We start from the raw sequence: 20,355 nt of genomic DNA, 5'->3' as shown, positions 1-20,355 counted from the left end.
GGTCCTCCCACGCGCCGAGGGCGAGGAGCGCCTCGTACGGGGGAACCTCACGGCCTGAAGGTCCGCGCGGCCGGCCACCGTCGCGGAAGCCGACTGTGTCGTACCCCGGTCGTACGCTACATAGCGATGGGTACACGAGGTGTGGAAGGCGCTTACCAGGGCGCGCTCCGGGCGTTCCAGAATCCGATGCTCGCCCTGCTCCACCAGACGCACGCGCCGTTCGTGGTGACGGTGTTGGCGATGGTCTTCACCGCGGAGCGGCCGAGGGTGGCGGTGGCGGACTCGCACGCGGAGATCAACGACGCTCTTGACCAGTTACGGGCCGCGGGCTACGGCGACGAGGACAACCAGCCGCTGCCTGCCGGGAACGCACGGGATCTGTGCAGGCAGTGGGTGCAAGCCGGGTGGTTGGTGCGGCAGGTGTCGGACGACGATGTCGAGGTATACCGGCTGTCCGCGTACGGCGTCGGTGCGCTCGAAGTCGCCGGGCGGGTCGGCGGAGTGCGGACCAGGGTGTCGGAGTCCCGGGTCAGGACGCTGCTGGAGGCGATCGAGCGACTCGCGCAGGACGCCGACCCGGATGTGATGGCCCGGATATCGCGCCTCCACGAGGAGATCCAGCACCGTCAGAAGGAGCTCACCCGGCTTGAACAGGGTGGCGTCGTCGAGACCGTCGAGGACGAGCAGTTGCTCGAGGCGGCGGAGAACGTGCTGCACCTGGCGCGGGAGCTGCCTGCGGACTTCGCCCGCGTGGCGGAGTCGATCAAAGCCATCCAGCGCGACGTCGTCGCGGAGTTGCGGCACGATGTACGGCCGACCGGTGAGGTGCTCCGCGAGTATCTGGCCCGCGGGCAGCGGATCCTGGACGCGACGCCGGAAGGCCGTGCGTTCGCGGGGGCGTTGCGCCTGATCGGCGACCCGGCGCAGATCGATGATCTGTGGAACCAGCTGCGCACGGTGCTGCGGCACCGGTTCACCGAGCTGCTGCCGGAGCAGCAGCGTCGGGAGCTCACCGAGATCTCACGCCGGATCGAGCAGGGCGTCAAGGATGTGCTGACCGCACAGCGGCAGGCATCCCATGTGATCACCACCCAGGTCCGCAACCACGATCCGATGCGGGATCGCCAGGTGGACGAACTCCTGAGGGACGTGATCTCCGGTCTCCACAGGTGGGTTCCCGGTTCGCGCCGCGGCGAGGCCGTCGAGCCGCTCCGTCGCCTGCCGGTCGCCGACGTCGGGCACCTGCGGCAGCGGACGAGCGACCTGCGGCCCCCACAGCCGCCCGCTCCGCTGGCGGAATGGGACGAGGCCGAGGACATGCCGGCCGCGGACACCCGGGCATGGGGTGGCCCCCGGTACGCCGAGTTGCACGCGCACCTGGCGGCGTTCGCGGGTGACGCGGAGAGCGTGGACGTCATGGCCGCGTTCCGCGCGGCGGGCGAGGACATCCGGCGGCCGGTCGACCTGCTCGGCCTGCTGGAAATCGCCCATGACGCCGGGATGACCGAGACGGCCGAGGTCACGGTGGTCGACACGGTCCGGCCCGACCGGACCCGGCGACGGTTCGCCCTCGGCGGTGTGGTGGCGGCACACCCGGCACACCCGGCACACCCCACGAGCGCGACGAACCCCACGAGCGCGGCGAACACGGCGAGCGCGGACAGGAGCGGCGGCGATGAGTGAGCCGGAAGGCGCCGACGACGACTGGTCGGCGGGCACGCGGGCCGGGTTCATCGACCCGATCTCGATGGAGGACGATCCAGCCGAGTTGTTCGCCGGCGACGCGGGCACGCTGGACGCGGACGTGCGGCGGGTGCTGGTCCAGTTGTTGCGGCGCAAGTTCCTGCTGGCCGAGAAGAACCCCGCGCAGTGGCGCACGTTGCTGGACAACCAGCAGATCATCGAATCGCGGATGCACGACCTGTTCGTCCGGCTCGTGGTCGACCACGACCGAGGCGTCGCCTACAAGCAGCAGGTGCGCTCGGCAGAACTGGACGTGCCGATCCTGCTCAAGGACGACCCCTACACCCGGGCCGAGACCTTGGTGCTGGTGCACCTGCGGACCGTCTTCCAACGGGAGCGCGGCACGGGCGAGGCGTCCGCGAGGGTGGACATCGAGGAGTTGGAGCAGACCGTGCTGACCTACTTCGATCCGAAGGACCACAATCTGGCCCGCGGCCAGCAGGAGGTCCGCAACGCGGTGCAGCGACTGGTCACCGAAGGTCTGCTCACGGAGGAGTCCGCGGGCCGTTATCGGATCACCCCGATGGTGGAGGTCGTGCTGAGCACCGCAAGGCTCGCAGAACTGGAGCAGTGGCTGCGCGAACAGAACGAGGCCACGGCGTGAGCATGATCGACACGCTGTTCGGGTTGATCCCGGCGGCGTCACGGGGCCAGCAGTGGGTGGCGCGGACTCTGCAACTGGTCAACTGGGGCGGCTACGACGGATATCACCACCTGCGACTCGCACCCGGCGCCACCCTGTTCAGCGGAGGTTCCGGATCCGGCAAGTCGACGCTGATGGATTCCTACATCGCGCTGCTCATGCCGCACACGACCCCGTTCAACGGTGCGTCCAACGGCGGGGTGGTCGGCAGGCCCCGGGGCAAGGACCAGCGCAACATCCTCTCCTACGCGCGCGGCAAACTCGACGAGTCCCGGACCGACGGCGAGACGAGGTCGCGGGTGCTGCGCGGGGACGGCCGCGACACCTGGTCCGCCATCGCGATGACGTGGGCCGACCACACCGGCGCCGAGTTCACCGCGCTCCGGGCCTGGTACGTCCCGTCGTCCGCCCGCAGTCTCGACGAAGTCGTGGCGGTGCGCGCCACCTGTGACCGCTCGTACCTGCTGCGCACGCTGGAAGGCCCGGCGAACAAGAAGCTCGCCCGTGCCGAGGTCGAGGCGACCGGCTTGAAATGCTTCGACACCGACCGCGACTTCACCGCGCGTCTCCACACCACCCTTGGGATCGGCGCCGCGGGCGACGGGCACAAGGCGGTCGCGCTGCTGGGCCGGATCCAGGCCGGTCAGCAGATCACCACCGTCGACGCTCTCTACAAGACGATGGTCCTTGAGGAGCCGTCCACACTGGCCACGGCGGACGCGGTGGTACAGCAGTTCGACGAACTGTCCGGCACCCGGACCAGGATGATCACCGCTCGCCAGCAGGTGAAGGCGTTGACCCCGATCCGCGAACACCGGCGCACCATCGACGAAGCGGTGGACCGGTCGCGCCTCATCGACGAGGTCGGATCGTTCGCCGACACGTCGTCCCCTGCCGCGTTGTGGCGTCATGAACGCCGGCTCGACCTGCTGCGCGCCGCCGAGAAGGACCTGGCAGAGCGGCACCGCCGAGCCGAGGAGGAACTGGCGGAGAGCACCGCCCTGGTCAAGACGACCGAAGTACGGCGTGATGGGGTGGCTGACACGCTTCGTGCGTCCGGTGGTGACCGCCTGGACACCGCACTCCGGGAGATCCGCGGCGTGGAGCAGCGACTGGCCGATGTCGAACGCTCGCGGGAGCGGCTTGACCGGGCGCTCGCCACGATCGGCGCCGGCGTGTCGAACGGCGATGACTTCGCCACACTGGTCGAGACGGCGCGCCGGTCCCTGGCCGACACCGACGCCAGGAGGGCCGTCCAGAACGAGTTCGCCGAGGCGATGGCGGAGAAGAAGGACGCCGACCGCGAGCTGGCCGGGCTGCTCGCCGAGCACAAGGCGGTCAGGAACCGGCGGGGCAACATCCCGACCGAGTTGCACGAGGCGCGCGCGGCGCTGGCCGAGGCGGCCGGGCTCAGCCCGGACGACGTGCCGTTCGTCGGCGAGCTGATCGAGGTGCGGACGGAGTTCGAGCCGTGGCGCGAGGCGTTCAACCTGGCGCTCGGCGGATTCGCCACGCGCATGCTGATCGACATCGGCCGGCTGAACACGTTCCGCGAGGCGATCAACGCGGTGCCGACCGCACGGCGTATCCATTTCGAAGGGGTGCGTACGGGCCTGCGCGACGAGGTGGGGCTGGACGACAGAACGCTCCCGGGCCGGCTCGACTACCGGCCGTCGCCGTTCACCCCCTGGCTCAAGAGCGAACTCGCCCGGCGGTTCGACTTCGTCTGCGTCGAGACGCCGAGGCTGCTGGGGCAGTACCCCAAGGCACTCACGATCACCGGCCAGACGTCGGAAGGCGGTCGGGGCGCGCACGGCGGCCACGGCCGCGCCAACCTGCTCGGTTTCACCAACACCAGGTTGCTCGCCGACCTTGAGAACCGGATGAGCCTTGCGCGGCAACGCCGTGACGATGCTGTCGCCTGGGTGGCGAAGACGGAGGATGACCTCAGCTCGCTCGAAACCAGACGCATGGCCTACCAGACCCTGACCGAGTTGTCCTGGGACCAGGTGGACGTCGAGTCCGTCACGGCGGAACGGGACCGCTGGAACCGCGTCATCGACGAGGTCCGCGCGGGCGATCCGAGGATCGACCAGATGCAGCGCCAAGTGGACGAACTCAAGGAGCAGGTCAGGGAGCTGACCGAACGCGTCGGCCGGCAGAAGGACAACGTGAGGACACTCGGTGAGTCCTGGCGGGCGACCGTCGACGAGGTGGACCGCGCACAGCAGGCACTCGACACGGCTGCGGAGACAGGCGCCGATGTCAGCCAGGAGCATCGGGCCTACCTGGAGGCGCTGTTCGACAGCGACCCGGACGGCACCGACCTGGCGGTGGCGCTCGCGGAGTTCGACGCGGCGGTGAAACGGGCCACCGAGCGGCTCCGCGCCGACCGGCAGTCCGCGGCGGAGACGATCGCCAGGTCGAAGAAGGCGCTGCTCGACACCTTCTCGACGTTCGTCGAGCGCTGGCCGAACCCGAACCTCGGCATCGACGCGGACGACTCGTACCGCGACTTCGATCGCTTGCTCACCGACCTGGAGACCAGCGGGCTGCACGAACTGGAGATCGAGTGGCGGGACAGTCTGCTCAAACTGTCCGGCAATGACCTGACCGGCCTGGACAGCGAACTCGCCGCCGCTGTCCGGGAGATCCGCGACCGGATCGACCCGGTCAACCGCATCCTGGCCGAACTGCCGTTCGCCGACGACAAGCATCGGCTGCGCATCGACCCGCAGGAGAGCCACTCCACGGTGCGTGCCCGGTTCCGCAAGGAACTGCGCGAAGTACGCGCCTTCATCGACCAGGCGGCGACGGACGAGGACCGGGAACGCGCCTATCACCGGATGGCCAAGGTGATCGACCGCATCCGACGCACCGCGCCCGACTTCGCCGACCTCGTCGACGTGCGCAACCATGTGCGGATCAGTGCCGAGAAACGCGATCTCGAGGGTGGACACGTCGCGGTGTACGACCACATCGGCGAGAAGTCCGGCGGCGAGTCGCAGGAGCTGGTCGCGTTCATCGTCGGGGCCGCATTGCGGTACCAACTGGGCGACGCAGGTGCCGACCGCCCCCGCTACGCCCCCGTCTTCCTCGACGAGGCGCTGATCAAGGCGGACGCGCACTTCACCGGCAGGGCCATCGGCGCGTGGCGCGGCCTCGGCTTCCAGCTCGTCATCGGCGCCCCCAACGACAAGCACAGCGCGATCGAGCCGCATGTGGACGCGGAGTACTTGATTCTCAAGAACCCCCAGGGCCGGTCCTGGGCGAAACCTCTGGTCGGTGTTCCGGACGCATGAGCGTGCTCGTCACCCCGAGGGACGCCGTCGCGGCCGTCCGCCGCAAGATCGACCAGAAATGGGCGGAAGCCGTGTGCGCGGGCCTCGGTGTCGGCGACCAGGTCGTGTTCTCCGTTCCGCTCCGCCCCGGCGTGTCGACGGGCAAGGCCGTCGAGCGGATCGGGCCCGCCGCCTGGCACGAGTGGCACACGCAGTGGCGCGAGTTCGCCGGCCGGCTCCCCACCGGTGTGGAACTCGTCCGCAAGGCGGTGACCATCCGAGGGGTCGCCGGCGACTTCCCCGCCACGCTCATCGCGGACCTGGACGGCGCCGTCTCGCTCATGGCCGGCGCCCGTACCGGTGCCGGACCTCTGGCCGTGGACATCGCCCATGCCCGTGCGCTCGCGTCGGCGCTGCGGTCCGCCGGAGCGATCCTCACGCCGGCCACGCTCCGGGCCGTCTGCCGTCTGCCGGCCGTCGACATGGAGGTTCTGGTCGGTGCCGTGACCTGGCTACGCCGGCACCCCGACGCCGGCACGTGGACCCTGCGGCAACTCCCGGTCCCCGGAATGCACACCAAATGGCTCGACACCCACGGCGCATTACTGCGCGACGTCGCCGGACGCGATGTACGAGGGGAAGTCCGGCCCCGGCCGGCCGTCATGCACCTGACCTACGTCGACCCTGACCACGCCGCGTCCGGCCGCCGCAGGCACGACGCCTGGACCACCGGCGACGTGCACGACATCGCCTACCGCCCACGCGTGGTCCTCGTGGTCGAGAACCGCGACTCCCGCCTCTGGTTCCCGCCGGTCAAGGACACGATCCTGGTCGAGGGCGGCGGCAAGGCCGCGGCTTCCCTGCTCGCGAACGTGCCGTGGATCCGAGCGGCGGACCATGTCGTCTACTGGGGCGACATCGACGCGGACGGCTACACGATCCTCGACCGGTTCCGCGCCGCACTGGCCGAGCCCACCCCCGACGGCGCACCGCCGAAGCCCGTCACCTCCATCCTCATGGACGCCACCGACCTGCACCACTACTCCGAGCACGGCGTCAACCACGACAAGGCTGGCCGCCCCATCAAGCCGTCACCAGCGAACCTCCGGCACCTCACCGAAGCCGAGAGCATCGCGTACAACACCATCGCGACCGCTGGCTCCACCCCGTTCCGCCGGATCGAACAGGAAGCCATCCCTCTCGCCCACGCCGCGAACCGGCTGCTGCAGATCTTGGAAATCCAAGACTGACCACCCGACCTGACGCGGACAGGCGCGCCTCGATCGCGCGGCGAGCAATGCGTGATCTGGTGGGCCCTCTCACCTCTCCATTCCGCTGGGTAATGCCGGCCCTCACCGCGGCCTGACTCCACTGCGGTGGCCGCACTCACGCGCCCATCGGGCCGGTCACACAGCGCGGTCATAACGACTCGGAATGCGCTTGATATGCCTCTCGATTCCGTCTACTTCGCCTTTACAACGCGGTCATGAACGTCGGCCCGATGTAACAGAATGACGGCCCGGTGCCCGTTGGACCGGTGCAATCGCCAATGAAGACCCGCTCGGACCGGTCCTATGTTCCTGTCACCACCCGACGTCTCCTCAGAGCGGAACATGGCGAATGTCGCTGTGAGTGAAAGTTGGGGATCCACAGCAGGGACGGGGACTTACAGGACGTGACAGCGGCCCGCTCCGGGCTTGCGTCGTCCGGCTCCAGGGGCGGCGAACGAGCCCTCACCTGCGGTTCGAGCGGTCAAACCCGCGCTGAGTCCGAGCGCCGGGGAACGCGCGTCCGCCTACGCCGACGAGACCCCTTGGACGCGGTCACCCCGTCTTCGGTTTCCCTCAAATTTGTGATTTACGTCACATACAGGGTTGATCAGTATCGTCAAGAAGGTTGATATGCCAGGTAAATGATCAGGCAAAACGCGCAAGAACCGCACAGAAAGGTATCGGGTGCGTACTGCCAGCACCCGGGTAGAAGGCCCGAATGCTCTTACACCTCGCATGACTCTCCTATACCTTTTCCCTCGTCTCTTACTGACGGATGGGGCGCAAGTGACGTCCCACGACAGACCAGGGAGAAATCCATGAAGCGCACCCTCGCTCTGGGCGGGATCGCGGCCGGCCTGCTGGCCGCCGCCGCCGTCGCCGCGCCGGCTCAGGCCGACACGGACGTCGCCCCCCCGGTCAACCTGGCCAACACGAACTTCGCCGCTCAGCAGGTGGCGGCGTTCTGGTACGGCCAGGCCAAGGCGAACCTGATCAACGCGACGCCGTACAACGTCGAGACCACCGTGCCTTCGCGGCACGTCTCGACCGGTGGCGCCTCCGCCGACAGCAAGGCCGGCGTGGTCGGCTCCAGTGGTGACCAGAAGGCCACCACGAGCAACCTGAAGAACGTCAACCTGCCGAAGACCACCGGCAAGGTGTTCTTCATCGGCGCCGACAACAAGCCGCACTGGTGCTCGGCCACCTCGGTGCAGAGCCAGTACAAGAACCTCGTGGCGACCGCGGGTCACTGCGTCTACGACACGGTGAGCAACAAGGACACCCTCGCCAAGTGGGTGTTCATCCCTGGCTACTACGAGGGCAAGACCCCGTGGGGCATCTACGTGGGTAAGACCGCGTACACCCACTACGACTACGACGTCTACGAGGACGGCGACCGCGACTACGCGTTCGTGACGGTCTACAACGGCGTCCAGGTCACCGACGTGTCGGTGGACAAGGTCAAGAACTGGGTCAAGGACCGCAAGTTCGAGACCAAGGCCGAGGCCGAGAAGGCCCAGAAGGACCTGGAGCTCAAGAGCACCGGCTACACGGGCAAGATCGAGGCCGTGGTGGACTACGACCACCGGGTCGCGCTCCGCACGCGGGACTCGCAGAAGGCGCCCGCCACCAAGGCGCAGCTCGGCGGCAACACCCCGCAGAACCAGGCCACCCTGGAGAACCAGGCCAAGACCCACGGCACGTCCACCTACGAGGACAAGACGTGGGGCACCGTCGTCACCCGTGTCTCCCAGAGGGAGTTCGGCACCGGCGGCGACCACTGGTCGACCGACGGCAAGGCGTTCTACTTCTCCAAGGACAACGCCTGGTTCAAGGCGACCTACTGGGGCAACTTCGACGTCGACTACTTCCTCCGTGGTCACATCGTGGACGTCGCCCTGAAGGACGTCGGCACCCTGGGCGCCAACGTCGGTGGTCAGGGCCTGGCCTACAACCAGAAGGTCGGGACCGCGGTCTTCGTCTTCGGTTACCCGAGCGGGTCGCACCCGGACGGCAACTACGCCTTCTCCGGCAAGACCCTCAAGTGGGCCTACGGCAAGACCTTCAAGGCCGCTGCGCCGGCGCTGAAGGCCGAGGAGCTCGTGGGCGTCAAGGCCTCGTTCACCGGCGAGGGCTCGATCGGTTCGTCCTGGCTGTACCGCTACAGCAGCACCAAGCGTCTTGGCTACCTGAACGGTGTGACCATCGCGGTCTCCGACACCGACGGCAACAAGCGCATCGACACCAGCGTCTCCCCGTACTTCGACGGTGAGACCCTGGCCGTCTACCAGTACGCCGCGAAGTTCGCTTCCGGCAAGATCGTCTGAGCACCCCTCTGACGCTCTGACTGGACCCAGGAAAGGGCCCGGATGGCTTGTCCATCCGGGCCCTTTTCGTTGTCCGGGAGCGTCTCGTCTCAGGAGTCGTGGGCGACGGGACAGGCAGACGAGAGGCCCGCTTTGACGGGACAGAGCCGCATCTGGTTTCACCAGAAACCGTGATTTAGATCACACACTCGGCGCGCGCATCGCGGCATCGCGATCGGATCTCACCCTCAGTGATCAGCAAAAACGCGGCGGAACCCTGCTCTGCGACGGGCGGCGCGGCGGCCGGCGCCAAAGGAGCACAAGCCGCTTACCACTTACGCCTCATCAAACTCTCGTATAGCTTTCATACCGATCCTTCACTGACGGATGGGGCGCAAGCGGCGTCCCACGACAGACCTGGGAGAAATCCATGAAGCGCATTCTCGCTCTGGGCGGGGTCGCGGCGGGCCTGCTGGCCGCCGCCGCCGTCGCCGCGCCGGCTCAGGCCGACACCGACGTTGCTCCCCCGGTCAACCTGGCCAACACGAACTTCGCCGCCAAGCAGGTCGCGGCGTTCTGGTACGGCCAGAACAAGGCGAACCTGATCAACGCCACCCCGTACAACGTCGAGACCACCGTGCCCGCCAAGCACGTCTCGACCGGTGGCGCTTCGGCCGACAGCAAGGCCGGCGTGGTCGGCTCCAGTGGTGACCAGAAGGCCGCCACGAGCAACCTGAAGAACGTCAACCTGCCCAAGACCACCGGCAAGGTGTTCTTCATCGGCGCCGACAACAAGCCGCACTGGTGCTCGGCCACCTCGGTGCAGAGCCAGTACAAGAACCTGGTCGCCACTGCGGGTCACTGCGTCTACGACACGGTGAGCAACAAGGACACCCTCGACAAGTGGGTGTTCATCCCGGGTTACTACCAGGGCAAGACCCCGTGGGGCATCTACGTGGGTAAGACCGCGTACACCCACTACGACTACGACGTCTACGAGGACGGCGACCGCGACTACGCGTTCGTGACGGTCTACAACGGCGTCCAGGTCACCGGCGTGGCCGTGGACAAGGTCAAGAACTGGGTCAAGGACCGCAAGTTCGAGACCAAGGCCGAGGCCGAGAAGGCCAAGAAGGACCTCGAGCTCAAGACCACCGGCTGGTCCGGCGAGATCGTCGCCGTTCCGGACCACCGGAACCTGGCCAAGCACGGCGAGGAGTCCTCCAAGGGCTACGTCAGCTGGGACGACTTCTGCAGGCTGACCGGCTGGGCGAAGGAGAACACCGACGCCCTCGTCCGCGGCGACAGCACGGACGTCAAGCTGGGCAAGCGGGCCGGTTTCACCATCACCCGCGTCAGCAAGCAGGAGTACGGCCACGGCGGCTTCTCGTCGGACGGCAAGTCGTTCTACTACACCAAGGACAACGGCTACTACAAGGCCCAGTTCTGGGTCCTGTTCGACGTTGACTACGTCCTCAAGGGCAAGATCGTCGACATCGCCCTGAAGGACGTCGGCACCCTCGGTGGCAACGTCGGTGGCCAGGGCCTGGCCTACAACCAGAAGATCGGCTCCGCCGTCTTCGTCTTCGGTTACCCGAGCGGGTCGCACCCGGACGGCAACTACGCCTTCACCGGCAAGACCCTCAAGTGGGCCTACGGCAAGACCTTCAAGGCCGCTGCCCCGGCGCTGAAGGCCGAGGAGCTCGTCGGCGTGAAGTCCTCCTTCACCGGCGAGGGCTCGATCGGTTCGTCGTGGCTGTACCGCTACAGCAACACCAAGCGTCTCGGTTACCTGAACGGTGTGACCATCGCGGTCTCCGACACCGACGGCAACAAGCGCATCGACACCAGCGTCTCCCCGTACTTCGACGGTGAGACCCTGGCCGTCTACCAGTACGCCGCGAAGTTCGCTTCCGGCAAGATCGTCTGAGCACCCCTCTGATGTTCTGACTGGACCAAGGAAAGGGCCCGGCCTCCAGCCGGGCCCTTTTCGCATGCTTCGGACAATCTCGCCGAGCCGCCATCCCGGCAGCGGTGCCTGGGGAACGCGGGTGAGGGCGCCGACGAAGGCGGTGCCCCTCTGCCCTCGACCTGACGCATCAACCGGACGCACCGACCGGACGCACCGACCGGACGCACCGGCCTGACGCACCGGCCTGACGCATCGACCTGTCGTGCCGGCTTGCGCGGAGGCGAGCCGGACGGTGGAAGAGTGACCCGTTTTGACGGCATTGGACCCCTTCCCGGTTTCATCTAAAACTGTGATTTAGGTCACATATGACGTGAACCGTTCCATCACTCAAGGTGACCGGCGCCTGGGACCGGCCCTAGATGATCAGCCAAAATGCGGCCGCGGCACCCAGAGGCGGTGCCGGGGCGGGGCCTGGCGACCGGCGATCGAAGCCCGCGGAACCACTTACACCGCCCTTATTCCTCCTATACCTTTCTCCTCGTTCCTTCACTGACGCATGGGGCGCAAGTGACGTCCCACGACAGACCAGGGAGAAATCCATGAAGCGCATTCTCGCCCTCGGTGGGGTCGCGGCGGGCCTGCTGGCCGCCGCCGCCGTCGCCGCGCCGGCTCAGGCCGACACCGACGTTGCCCCCCCGGTCAACCTGGCCAACACGAACTTCGCCGCTCAGCAGGTGGCGGCGTTCTGGTACGGCCAGGCCAAGGCGAACCTGATCAACGCCACGCCGTACAACGTCGAGACCACCGTGCCCGCCAAGCACGTCTCGACCGGTGGCGCTTCGGCCGACAGCAAGGCCGGCGTGGTCGGCTCCAGTGGTGACCAGAAGGCCGCCACGAGCAACCTGAAGAACGTCAACCTGCCCAAGACCACCGGCAAGGTGTTCTTCATCGGCGCGGACAACAAGCCGCACTGGTGCTCCGCGACCTCGGTGCAGAGCCAGTACAAGAACCTCGTGGCGACCGCGGGTCACTGTGTCTACGACACGGTGGGCAACAAGGCCACCCTCGACAAGTGGGTGTTCATCCCGGGTTACTACGAGGGCAAGACCCCGTGGGGCATCTACGTGGGTAAGACCGCGTACACCCACTACGACTACGACGTCTACGAGGACGGCGACCGCGACTACGCGTTCGTCACCGTCTACAACGGCGTCCAGGTCACCGCCGCGTCGGTGGACAAGGTCAAGAACTGGGTCAAGGACCGCGTCTTCGACACCAAGGCCGAGGCCGAGAAGGCGAAGAAGGACCTCGAGCTCAAGACCACCGGCTGGTCCGGCGAGATCGTCTCCTTCGTGCCGAAGTACTGGCAGGTCGCCAAGTACGGCCAGGAGTCCAAGAAGATCGCGGTCTCGTGGTCCCAGTGGTGCGGCCAGGAGTCGTGCAGCCTGGACGAGATCGAGAAGCTGGTCCGCGGTGAGTCGTCGTCCTACAAGACGGGCTGGCAGCGCGGCTTCGACGTCACCCGCATCTCCAAGGACGAGTACGCCAAGGCCGTGGGGAACCCCTTCACCAAGTTCAAGGTCGTCGACGGGGTCGCCTACTTCAGCAACGACAGCGGCTGGTACAAGGCCACCTGCTGGGTGAAGGCGGCGGTGAAGTACAAGCTGACCGGCCACATCGTGGACATCGCTCTGAAGGACGTCGGCACCCTGGGTGGCAACGTCGGTGGTCAGGGCCTGGCCTACAACCAGAAGGTCGGGACCGCGGTCTTCGTCTTCGGTTACCCGAGCGGGTCGCACCCGGACGGCAACTACGCCTTCTCCGGCAAGACCCTCAAGTGGGCCTACGGCAAGACCTTCAAGGCGGCCGCGCCGTCCATGAAGGCCGAGGAGCTCGTCGGCGTGAAGTCCTCCTTCACCGGCGAGGGCTCGATCGGTTCGTCGTGGCTGTACCGCTACAGCAACACCAAGCGTCTCGGTTACCTGAACGGTGTGACCATCGCGGTCTCCGACACCGACGGCAACAAGCGCATCGACACCAGCGTCTCCCCGTACTTCGACGGTGAGACCCTGGCCGTCTACCAGTACGCCGCGAAGTTCGCTTCCGGCAAGATCGTCTGAGCACCCCTCTGACGCTCTGACTGGACCAAGGAAAGGGCCCGGCCTCCAGCCGGGCCCTTTTCGCATTTCCGGTCCCTTTTCGGCGGATGGCCGAGCGGGAAAGCGCCGCCGCGAGAACGCGGCAGAACTCCGCGGTCGGCCCTATGGACGCCATTCCCCAATCCGCCCGCCGTCCGGAATCGCCCGAAAATCCCTCTCCGGCACTGGTATTCCGGTTCTCGCTGCGGCGATCCCCCGCCCCGGCAAAACGGATAGTCGTCCCACCCTCGAACTGCCCAAATGCCCCTATTCCCGGCACTCGTCCGGAGTACTCAGAGGCGCGCGGCGGCAGCGAGCCCGAATTCGACGGGACTCGGGCTCTCTCGGTTTCATCCGTCGAGTGTGATTCGCGTCACAGACGGCTCTGAATCGTTCCATGACTACGAGTGAGAAGTCGCGCACAAATGCCTACTCGATCAGCGCAAATACCGCCAAGCCCGTCGGATCTGCCCCTCTCACCACCATTGCCCCTTTACTGACAGTCCCTCCAATCGACTCCCACACCTCATATTTCTCCTATAGCTTTCATACCGATCCTTCACTGACGCATGGGGCGCAAGCGGCGTTCCACGACAGACCTGGGAGAAATCCATGAAGCGCATTCTTGCCCTCGGTGGGGTCGCGGCGGGCCTGCTGGCCGCCGCCGCCGTCGCCGCGCCGGCTCAGGCCGACACCGACGTTGCTCCCCCGGTCAACCTGGCCAACACGAACTTCGCCGCCAAGCAGGTCGCGGCGTTCTGGTACGGCCAGAACAAGGCGAACCTGATCAACGCCACGCCGTACAACGTCGAGACCACCGTGCCCGCCAAGCACGTCTCGACCGGTGGCGCTTCGGCCGACAGCAAGGCCGGCGTGGTCGGCTCCAGTGGTGACCAGAAGGCCGCCACGAGCAACCTGAAGAACGTCAACCTGCCCAAGACCACCGGCAAGGTGTTCTTCATCGGCGCGGACAACAAGCCGCACTGGTGCTCCGCGACCTCGGTGCAGAGCCAGTACAAGAACCTGGTCGCGACCGCGGGTCACTGCGTCTACGACACGGTGAGCAACAAGGCCACCCTCGACAAGTGGGTGTTCATCCCGGGTTACTACCAGGGCAAGACCCCGTGGGGCATCTACGTCGGCAAGACCGCGTACACCCACTACGACTACGACGTCTACGAGGACGGCGACCGCGACTACGCGTTCGTCACCGTCTACAACGGCGTCCAGGTCACCGACGTCTCCGTCGACAAGGTCAAGAACTGGGTCAAGGACCGCAAGTTCGAGACCAAGGCCGAGGCCGAGAAGGCCAAGAAGGACCTCGAGCTCAAGACCACCGGCTGGTCCGGCGAGATCAAGCCCGTCGTGGACTACCGCACGGTGGTGCGCAGCCGGCACGCCGAGTCGCAGAAGGAATACGTCAACCTCCTCTGGTGGGCGTACTCCCAGGGCTGGGGGGACAACTACCCGTCCCTCAGCAGCCCGAGCGAGCAGGACATCAAGGACATCGCCGCCAAGATCAACCAGCAGCGCGGTGGCACCACGGAGTTCAAGGTGTCCCGGGGCACCGGCGTCACCGTGACCCGCGTCAGCAGGGAAGAGTTCAACAGCGCCAAGTACGCGTTCGACGACGAGATCCACGTCTCCGGGGACTACAAGTCCGTTTACATCGCGTACGACCGCGGCTGGTACAAGGTCACCTTCTGGGTGAACTTCGACATCGACTACGTCCTCAAGGGCAAGATCGTCGACATCGCGCTGAAGGACGTCGGCACCCTCGGTGGCAACGTCGGTGGCCAGGGCCTGGCCTACAACCAGAAGATCGGTTCCCCGGTCTTCGTGTTCGGCTACCCGAGCGGGTCGCACCCGGACGGCAACTACGCCTTCACCGGCAAGACCCTCAAGTGGGCCTACGGCAAGACCTTCAAGGCCGCTGCCCCGGCGCTGAAGGCCGAGGAGCTCGTCGGCGTGAAGTCCTCCTTCACCGGCGAGGGCTCGATCGGTTCGTCGTGGCTGTACCGCTACAGCAACACCAAGCGTCTCGGTTACCTGAACGGTGTGACCATCGCGGTCTCCGACACCGACGGCAACAAGCGCATCGACACCAGCGTCTCCCCGTACTTCGACGGTGAGACCCTGGCCGTCTACCAGTACGCCGCGAAGTTCGCTTCCGGCAAGATCGTCTGAGCAGTCCTCTGACGTTCTGACTGGACCAAGGAAAGGGCCCGGCCTCCAGCCGGGCCCTTTTCCCGTATCCGGGGGGACTGTCCAGCATCGCTCCAGTAACAGCCCTTACGTCCCGCTGATCTTCTCCGATAACTTTTGTTTACATCCTTTACTGACGCATGGGGCGCAGGTAACGCCCCACGCCAGACCTGGGAGAAAAAGTGAAGCGCACCCTCGCTCTTGGCGGTGTGGCGGCAGGCCTGCTGGCTTCCGCCCTCGTCGCCTCCCCCGCTCAGGCGGAGAAGGTCCCGGCCAAGCCCCTGGCCGACACGAACTTCGCCGCCAAGCAGGTGGCCGCGTTCTGGTACGGCCAGAAAATGGCCAACCTGATCAACGCCACCCCGTACAACGTGGAGACCAAGGTCTCCTCCAAGGTCGTCGCCCACCTGCCGAAGGAGCCCGCCTCCGTCAAGGCCGGTGTCGTCGGATCCAGCGGCGACCAGAAGGCCACCGGCACCTCGAAGAACGTCAACCTGCCCCGGTCCTCCGGCAAGGTGTTCTTCGTCGGCGCCGACAACAAGCCGCACTGGTGCTCCGCCACGGCCATCCAGAGCGGGCACAAGAACCTCGTGGCGACCGCCGGGCACTGTGTCTTCAGCACGGCGAAAGAGAAGGCCACGATGAACAAGTGGGTCTTCGTCCCGGGTTACTACCAGGGCAAGACCCCGTGGGGCATCTACGTGGGCAAGACCGCCTTCACCCACTTCGACTACGAGGTCTACGGTGACGGCGACTACGACTACGCCTTCGTGGCCGTCTACAACGGCGTCCAGGTCACCGACGTGAAGACCGACAGCGTCAGGAACTGGGTGGACAAGCGGGTCTTCAAGACCCTGGCCGAGGCCGAGAAGGCCCAGAAGGACGTCGAGCTCAAGACCACCGGCTGGGCCGGCAAGATCGTGCCCTTCGTCTCCAAGCCCGAGAGGGTCGTCAGGGACAAGAAGAGCAAGGAATACCAGCAGACGTGGATCGACGTCTGCAGCTGGGCACACTGGCAGAACCTCCAGGCGCCGGCTCTCACCGGCGACAACAAGGCGCCCACGACCAAGGACGCCGTGGACATCCTGAACAAGGGCCGCGGTCAGACGACGGACTTCAAGAGCGCGCCCGGCACCGGGATCAAGGTCACCCGCGTCTCGCTGACCGAGTACAACTCGGCCAAGGACGAGGTGAAGTTCGGCGACCTCGTGTTCCGGGTCTCCGAGGACGGCAAGAGCGTCTACTTCGTCTACGACAACGGCTACTACAAGGTCAACTTCTGGGCCAAGTACGACCTGGACTACAAGCTGACCGGCAAGATCGTGGACATCACGCTGAAGGACGTCGGCCGCCTCGGCGACAACGTCCCCGGCCAGGGGCTCGCCTACAACCAGAAGGTCGGCCAGCCGACCTACGTGTTCGGCTACCCGAGCGGGTCGCACCCGGACGGCAACTACGCCTTCACCGGCAAGACCCTCAAGTACAGCTACGGCAAGACCTTCCCCGCGGTGGCTTCGGCCATCAAGGGCGAGGCCCTGCAGGGCATCAAGTCGTCCTTCACGGGTGAGGGCGCCCTGGGTTCCGGCTGGCTGTTCAAGTACAACAACAGCAAGCGGTTCGGCTACCTGAACGGCGTCACCATCGGCGTCTCGGACACCGACGGCAACGACCGCTACGACACCAGCGTCTCGCCGTACTTCGACGGTGAGACCCTGGGCGTCTACCAGGCCGCGGCGGCCACCGCGTCCGGCAAGATCGTGTAGTCGTCGATCTCATGCGAAGGGCCCGGCAGCGCGCCGGGCCCTTTCCTTTTGGTCCGGCCTACTGGTCGAGACGCTCCGCGAGCGTCATCCACTCCAGCTCGGTCGCCTCCTTCTGCGCGGCGACGTCGCGCAACTCGGCGTCGAGCTTGGCCAGGCGCTCGAAGTCGCTCGCCGCGTCCGCCATCGCGGCGTGCAGCTTCGCCTCGCGCTCGCCGAACTTGTCGATCTGCCGTTCCAGCCGGTTGAGCTCCTTCTGCAGCTCGCGCAGCTCCTTGGCGGACAGCCCGCCCGCCTGCTCCGGCTGATCGTCCGGCCGCACCTGCTCGGGAGCACCGGCGCCGGCGGCCGCGCGGGCCGACAGCGCCTGGCCCGCCGCGCGGCGCTCCAGGTATTCGTCCACACCACCCGGCAGCATCGACAGCGTGCCGTCCCCGAGGAGCGCGACGCAGCGGTCGGCCACCCGCTCCAGGAAGTAGCGGTCGTGGCTGACCAGGACGAGCGTTCCCGGCCACGCGTCGAGCAGGTCCTCCAGCTCGGTGAGCGTCTCGATGTCGAGGTCGTTGGTCGGCTCGTCGAGCAGCAGCACGTTCGGCTCATCCATGATCAGCCGCAGGAACTGCAGCCGCCGACGCTCGCCGCCGGACAGGTCGCCGACGACCTTCCACTGCGCCTCGCCCCGGAAGCCGAGACGTTCCAGCAGCTGGGAGGCCGACCACTCCTTCTTGCCCACCTGGACGTACTTGCGGATCTCCTCGACCGTCTCCAGCACCCGCCGCGTGGGGTCCAGTTCGACGAGCTCCTGCGACAGGTGCGCGAGCCGTACGGTCCTGCCGCGGACGACGCGTCCAGAGTCGTGCTCGACCGTGCCGGACAGCAGCCGCAGCACCGACGACTTGCCCGAGCCGTTGACCCCGATCAGGCCGATCCGGTCCCCCGGCCCGAACTGGTACGTGCACCCGTCGAGCACCAGCGGACCCGATCCCGGGCCGCCGGCGTGGAGCGTCACGTTCTCCAGGTCGACGACGGTCTTGCCGAGCCGCGCGGAGGCGAAGTTGAGCAGCTCGACCGTCTCCCGCGCGGGCGGCTCGTTGGCGATGAGCGCCTCGGCGGCGTTGATCCGGAACTTGGGCTTGGACGTCCTGGCCGGTGGTCCGCGCCGCAGCCAGGCGATCTCCTTGCGCATGAGGTTCTGCCGGCGGTCCTCCGCGGCCTGCGCGATCCGCGCCCGCTCGGCCTTGGCCAGCACGTACGCCGCGTAACCGCCCTCGTATCGCTCGACCGCGCCGTCGACGACCTCCCACGTGCGGGTGGAGACCGCGTCGAGGAACCACCGGTCGTGCGTGACCACCAGGAGCGCCGACTTGCGCTGGACGAGATGCCCGGCGAGCCAGGCGATGGCCTCGATGTCGAGATGGTTCGTCGGCTCGTCGAGGATCAGCAGGTCGTGCTCCTCGATCAGCAGCCGGGCCAGTGCCGTACGGCGGCGCTCACCACCCGACAGCGAGCCCGCGGGAGCCGCGAGGTCGATGTCGCCGAGCAGGTTGGCGAGAATCTCCCTGATCGCGGCGTCACCGGCCCACTCGTGCTCGGCCCGCCCGGCCAGCACGATGTCCTTCACCGGCGTGTCCGGGTCGAACCGGTCGCGCTGGGAGAGCACCCCGACGCGCAGGCCGCGGGTGTGCGTGACGCGGCCGCTGTCGGGTTTCAGCGTGCCCGAGATGATCGAGACGAGCGTGGTCTTGCCACCGCCGTTGCGGCCCACGACGCCGATCCGGTCGCCCTGTTCCAGCCCGAGGGAGACGTCGGCGAGCAGTGGCTTGGGCCCGAAGGCGTGGGAGACGGACTCCAGATTGACCAGATTCATCGCGCGTAAAGCTTATCCGGCCCCCGCACCGGCGGCCCCCGCACCGGCGGCCCCGGCACCGGTGACGCTCGCGCCGGGGACCGGGCCGTACGCGGTGACGACGGCACGGCAGCCGTCGACGTCCGTCATCAGCCCGGCCAGCTCATGCGCGTGCTCGGCGGACTCCGCCAGGAACGCGCAGGTGGGACCGGACCCGGAGACGAGCGCGCCGAGTGCCCCGTGCTCACGCCCGGCGGCGAGCGTGTCCGCGAGCGAGGGACGCAGCGCCAGCGCAGCGGGCTGGAGGTCGTTGACCAGCGCCTGCCCAAGCGCCTTCGCGTCGCCCCTGCGCAGGGCGTCGAGCAGGGCCTCGCTCACCGTGGGACAGGGCGCGGCCGCTCCCGCCTCCTCCCGCAGCCGGTCGCACTCGCCGTACACCCGCGGGGTCGACAGGCCGCCGTCGGCGAGCGCGAAGACCCAGTGGAAGACTCCCCCGGTCTCCAGCGGCGCGAGCCGCTCACCACGTCCGGTGCCCACGGCGGTGCCGCCGAGCAGCGCGAACGGCACGTCGCTGCCAAGGTCGGCGGCGATCTCCATCAGGTCCTCGACCGGCAGCCCGAGGCCCCACAGCTCGTTGCAGGCGACCAGGGCCGCGGCGGCGTCGGCGCTCCCCCCGGCCATGCCGCCCGCCACCGGGATCGACTTGCGGATCACCAGATCGGCCCGGTACGAACGGCCCGCCCGGCCGGCCAGCGCCCTGGCGGCCCGGACGGCGAGATTGTCGTCGCTCACCGGAACGCCTCCGGTGTGGTCTCCCTCGACCCTGATCCCGATCGGGGTGGCCGCGGCGTCCCCGTCCGCCGGCTCAGCGGCGGTGACCTCGTCGAACAGCGAGACCGCGTGGAAGACGTTCACCAGGTCGTGGTAGCCGTCCTCACGCAGCGGGCCGACGGCGAGCTGGAGGTTGACCTTCGCCGGCACGCGCACCGTGATCGCGCTCATCGCCCGCTCCCCCGCTCGCGGCGTGCTGGTTCGTGGCGTCCTGGTTGTGGGCGACGGGCAGGGCCGCGTCGTCTGTGCCTGACCATGGAACCCGAGCTTAGCGGCACCCGTCCGCACCGACATCTCGCGGATTTCCGCTGGTCATCCGGCCCCGAACATCATCCCGGGCCCGAACATCATCCGGCCCGGACATGCGGAAAGGGCCCGGCCGGAGGCCGAGCCCTTCCCTCAGTTCACCCGGTGGCCGG

General features: G+C 67.3%; 11 protein-coding genes. 9 read left to right on the top strand and 2 right to left on the bottom strand.

The window, feature by feature from the left end:
- Positions 1 to 126 precede the first annotated feature (126 nt).
- From HHX31_RS13380 to HHX31_RS34290, 9 genes are all read left to right on the top strand, one after another.
- A complete protein-coding gene (locus HHX31_RS13380) occupies positions 127 to 1,683 on the top strand; it encodes a DUF3375 domain-containing protein (RefSeq protein ID WP_211589655.1) in 1,557 nt (518 codons plus the stop codon).
- The gene (locus tag HHX31_RS13375; RefSeq protein WP_169948576.1) at positions 1,676 to 2,347 is read left to right on the top strand and encodes a DUF4194 domain-containing protein; all 672 of its coding nucleotides are present in this window, start codon (positions 1,676 to 1,678) and stop codon (positions 2,345 to 2,347) included. Before HHX31_RS13380 ends, HHX31_RS13375 begins: the two co-directional genes overlap by 8 nt.
- A 2-nt stretch (positions 2,348 to 2,349) precedes the next feature.
- On the top strand, positions 2,350 to 5,688 hold the full coding sequence (locus tag HHX31_RS13370) for an ATP-binding protein (RefSeq protein ID WP_249345988.1): 3,339 nt from the start codon (positions 2,350 to 2,352) through the stop codon (positions 5,686 to 5,688).
- Positions 5,685 to 6,917, top strand: coding sequence for a DUF3322 and DUF2220 domain-containing protein (locus tag HHX31_RS13365; protein WP_169948574.1), 1,233 nt, complete (start codon positions 5,685 to 5,687; stop codon positions 6,915 to 6,917). The genes HHX31_RS13370 and HHX31_RS13365 overlap by 4 nt, the downstream gene beginning before the upstream one ends.
- Before the next feature lie 839 nt (positions 6,918 to 7,756).
- A complete protein-coding gene (locus HHX31_RS13360; RefSeq protein WP_169948573.1) occupies positions 7,757 to 9,265 on the top strand; it encodes a serine protease in 1,509 nt (502 codons plus the stop codon).
- Between the two features lie 409 nt (positions 9,266 to 9,674).
- A complete protein-coding gene (locus HHX31_RS13355; RefSeq protein WP_169948572.1) occupies positions 9,675 to 11,174 on the top strand; it encodes a serine protease in 1,500 nt (499 codons plus the stop codon).
- 581 nt (positions 11,175 to 11,755) lie between these two features.
- Positions 11,756 to 13,276 (top strand): serine protease, encoded by a 1,521-nt coding sequence (locus HHX31_RS34295; protein WP_249345948.1) that lies wholly within the window; start codon positions 11,756 to 11,758, stop codon positions 13,274 to 13,276.
- A gap of 630 nt (positions 13,277 to 13,906) precedes the next feature.
- Positions 13,907 to 15,481, top strand: coding sequence for a serine protease (locus tag HHX31_RS13345; protein ID WP_169948571.1), 1,575 nt, complete (start codon positions 13,907 to 13,909; stop codon positions 15,479 to 15,481).
- Positions 15,482 to 15,681: 200 nt separating this feature from the next.
- A complete protein-coding gene (locus tag HHX31_RS34290; protein ID WP_249345947.1) occupies positions 15,682 to 17,262 on the top strand; it encodes a serine protease in 1,581 nt (526 codons plus the stop codon).
- A gap of 58 nt (positions 17,263 to 17,320) precedes the next feature.
- On the opposite strand, the gene HHX31_RS13335 is transcribed toward HHX31_RS34290, so the two are convergent.
- The gene (locus HHX31_RS13335; protein WP_169948570.1) at positions 17,321 to 19,126 is read right to left on the bottom strand and encodes an ABC-F family ATP-binding cassette domain-containing protein; all 1,806 of its coding nucleotides are present in this window, start codon (positions 19,124 to 19,126) and stop codon (positions 17,321 to 17,323) included.
- Positions 19,127 to 19,138: 12 nt separating this feature from the next.
- Positions 19,139 to 20,107 carry a 4-(cytidine 5'-diphospho)-2-C-methyl-D-erythritol kinase gene (locus tag HHX31_RS13330; protein ID WP_169948569.1) on the bottom strand — a complete coding sequence of 323 codons (969 nt, stop codon included), beginning with the start codon at positions 20,105 to 20,107 and terminating at the stop codon, positions 19,139 to 19,141.
- Positions 20,108 to 20,355: the final 248 nt, after the last annotated feature.

The sequence above is a fragment of the Microbispora sp. H11081 genome, assembly GCF_012999535.1.
Classification (GTDB): domain Bacteria; phylum Actinomycetota; class Actinomycetes; order Streptosporangiales; family Streptosporangiaceae; genus Microbispora.
Note: the sequence above shows the minus strand (reverse complement) of the source record. Positions and strands in the feature narration are given on the sequence as shown.

Coding starts and splice junctions, on each gene's coding strand:
- HHX31_RS13380 (WP_211589655.1), top strand. CDS start 127: ATGGGTACACGAGGTGTGGAAGGCGCTTACCAGGGCGCGCTCCGGGCG.
- HHX31_RS13330 (WP_169948569.1), bottom strand. CDS start 20,107: ATGAGCGCGATCACGGTGCGCGTGCCGGCGAAGGTCAACCTCCAGCTC.
- HHX31_RS13360 (WP_169948573.1), top strand. CDS start 7,757: ATGAAGCGCACCCTCGCTCTGGGCGGGATCGCGGCCGGCCTGCTGGCC.
- HHX31_RS13370 (WP_249345988.1), top strand. CDS start 2,350: ATGATCGACACGCTGTTCGGGTTGATCCCGGCGGCGTCACGGGGCCAG.
- HHX31_RS13335 (WP_169948570.1), bottom strand. CDS start 19,126: ATGAATCTGGTCAATCTGGAGTCCGTCTCCCACGCCTTCGGGCCCAAG.
- HHX31_RS34295 (WP_249345948.1), top strand. CDS start 11,756: ATGAAGCGCATTCTCGCCCTCGGTGGGGTCGCGGCGGGCCTGCTGGCC.
- HHX31_RS13355 (WP_169948572.1), top strand. CDS start 9,675: ATGAAGCGCATTCTCGCTCTGGGCGGGGTCGCGGCGGGCCTGCTGGCC.
- HHX31_RS13345 (WP_169948571.1), top strand. CDS start 13,907: ATGAAGCGCATTCTTGCCCTCGGTGGGGTCGCGGCGGGCCTGCTGGCC.
- HHX31_RS13375 (WP_169948576.1), top strand. CDS start 1,676: ATGAGTGAGCCGGAAGGCGCCGACGACGACTGGTCGGCGGGCACGCGG.
- HHX31_RS13365 (WP_169948574.1), top strand. CDS start 5,685: ATGAGCGTGCTCGTCACCCCGAGGGACGCCGTCGCGGCCGTCCGCCGC.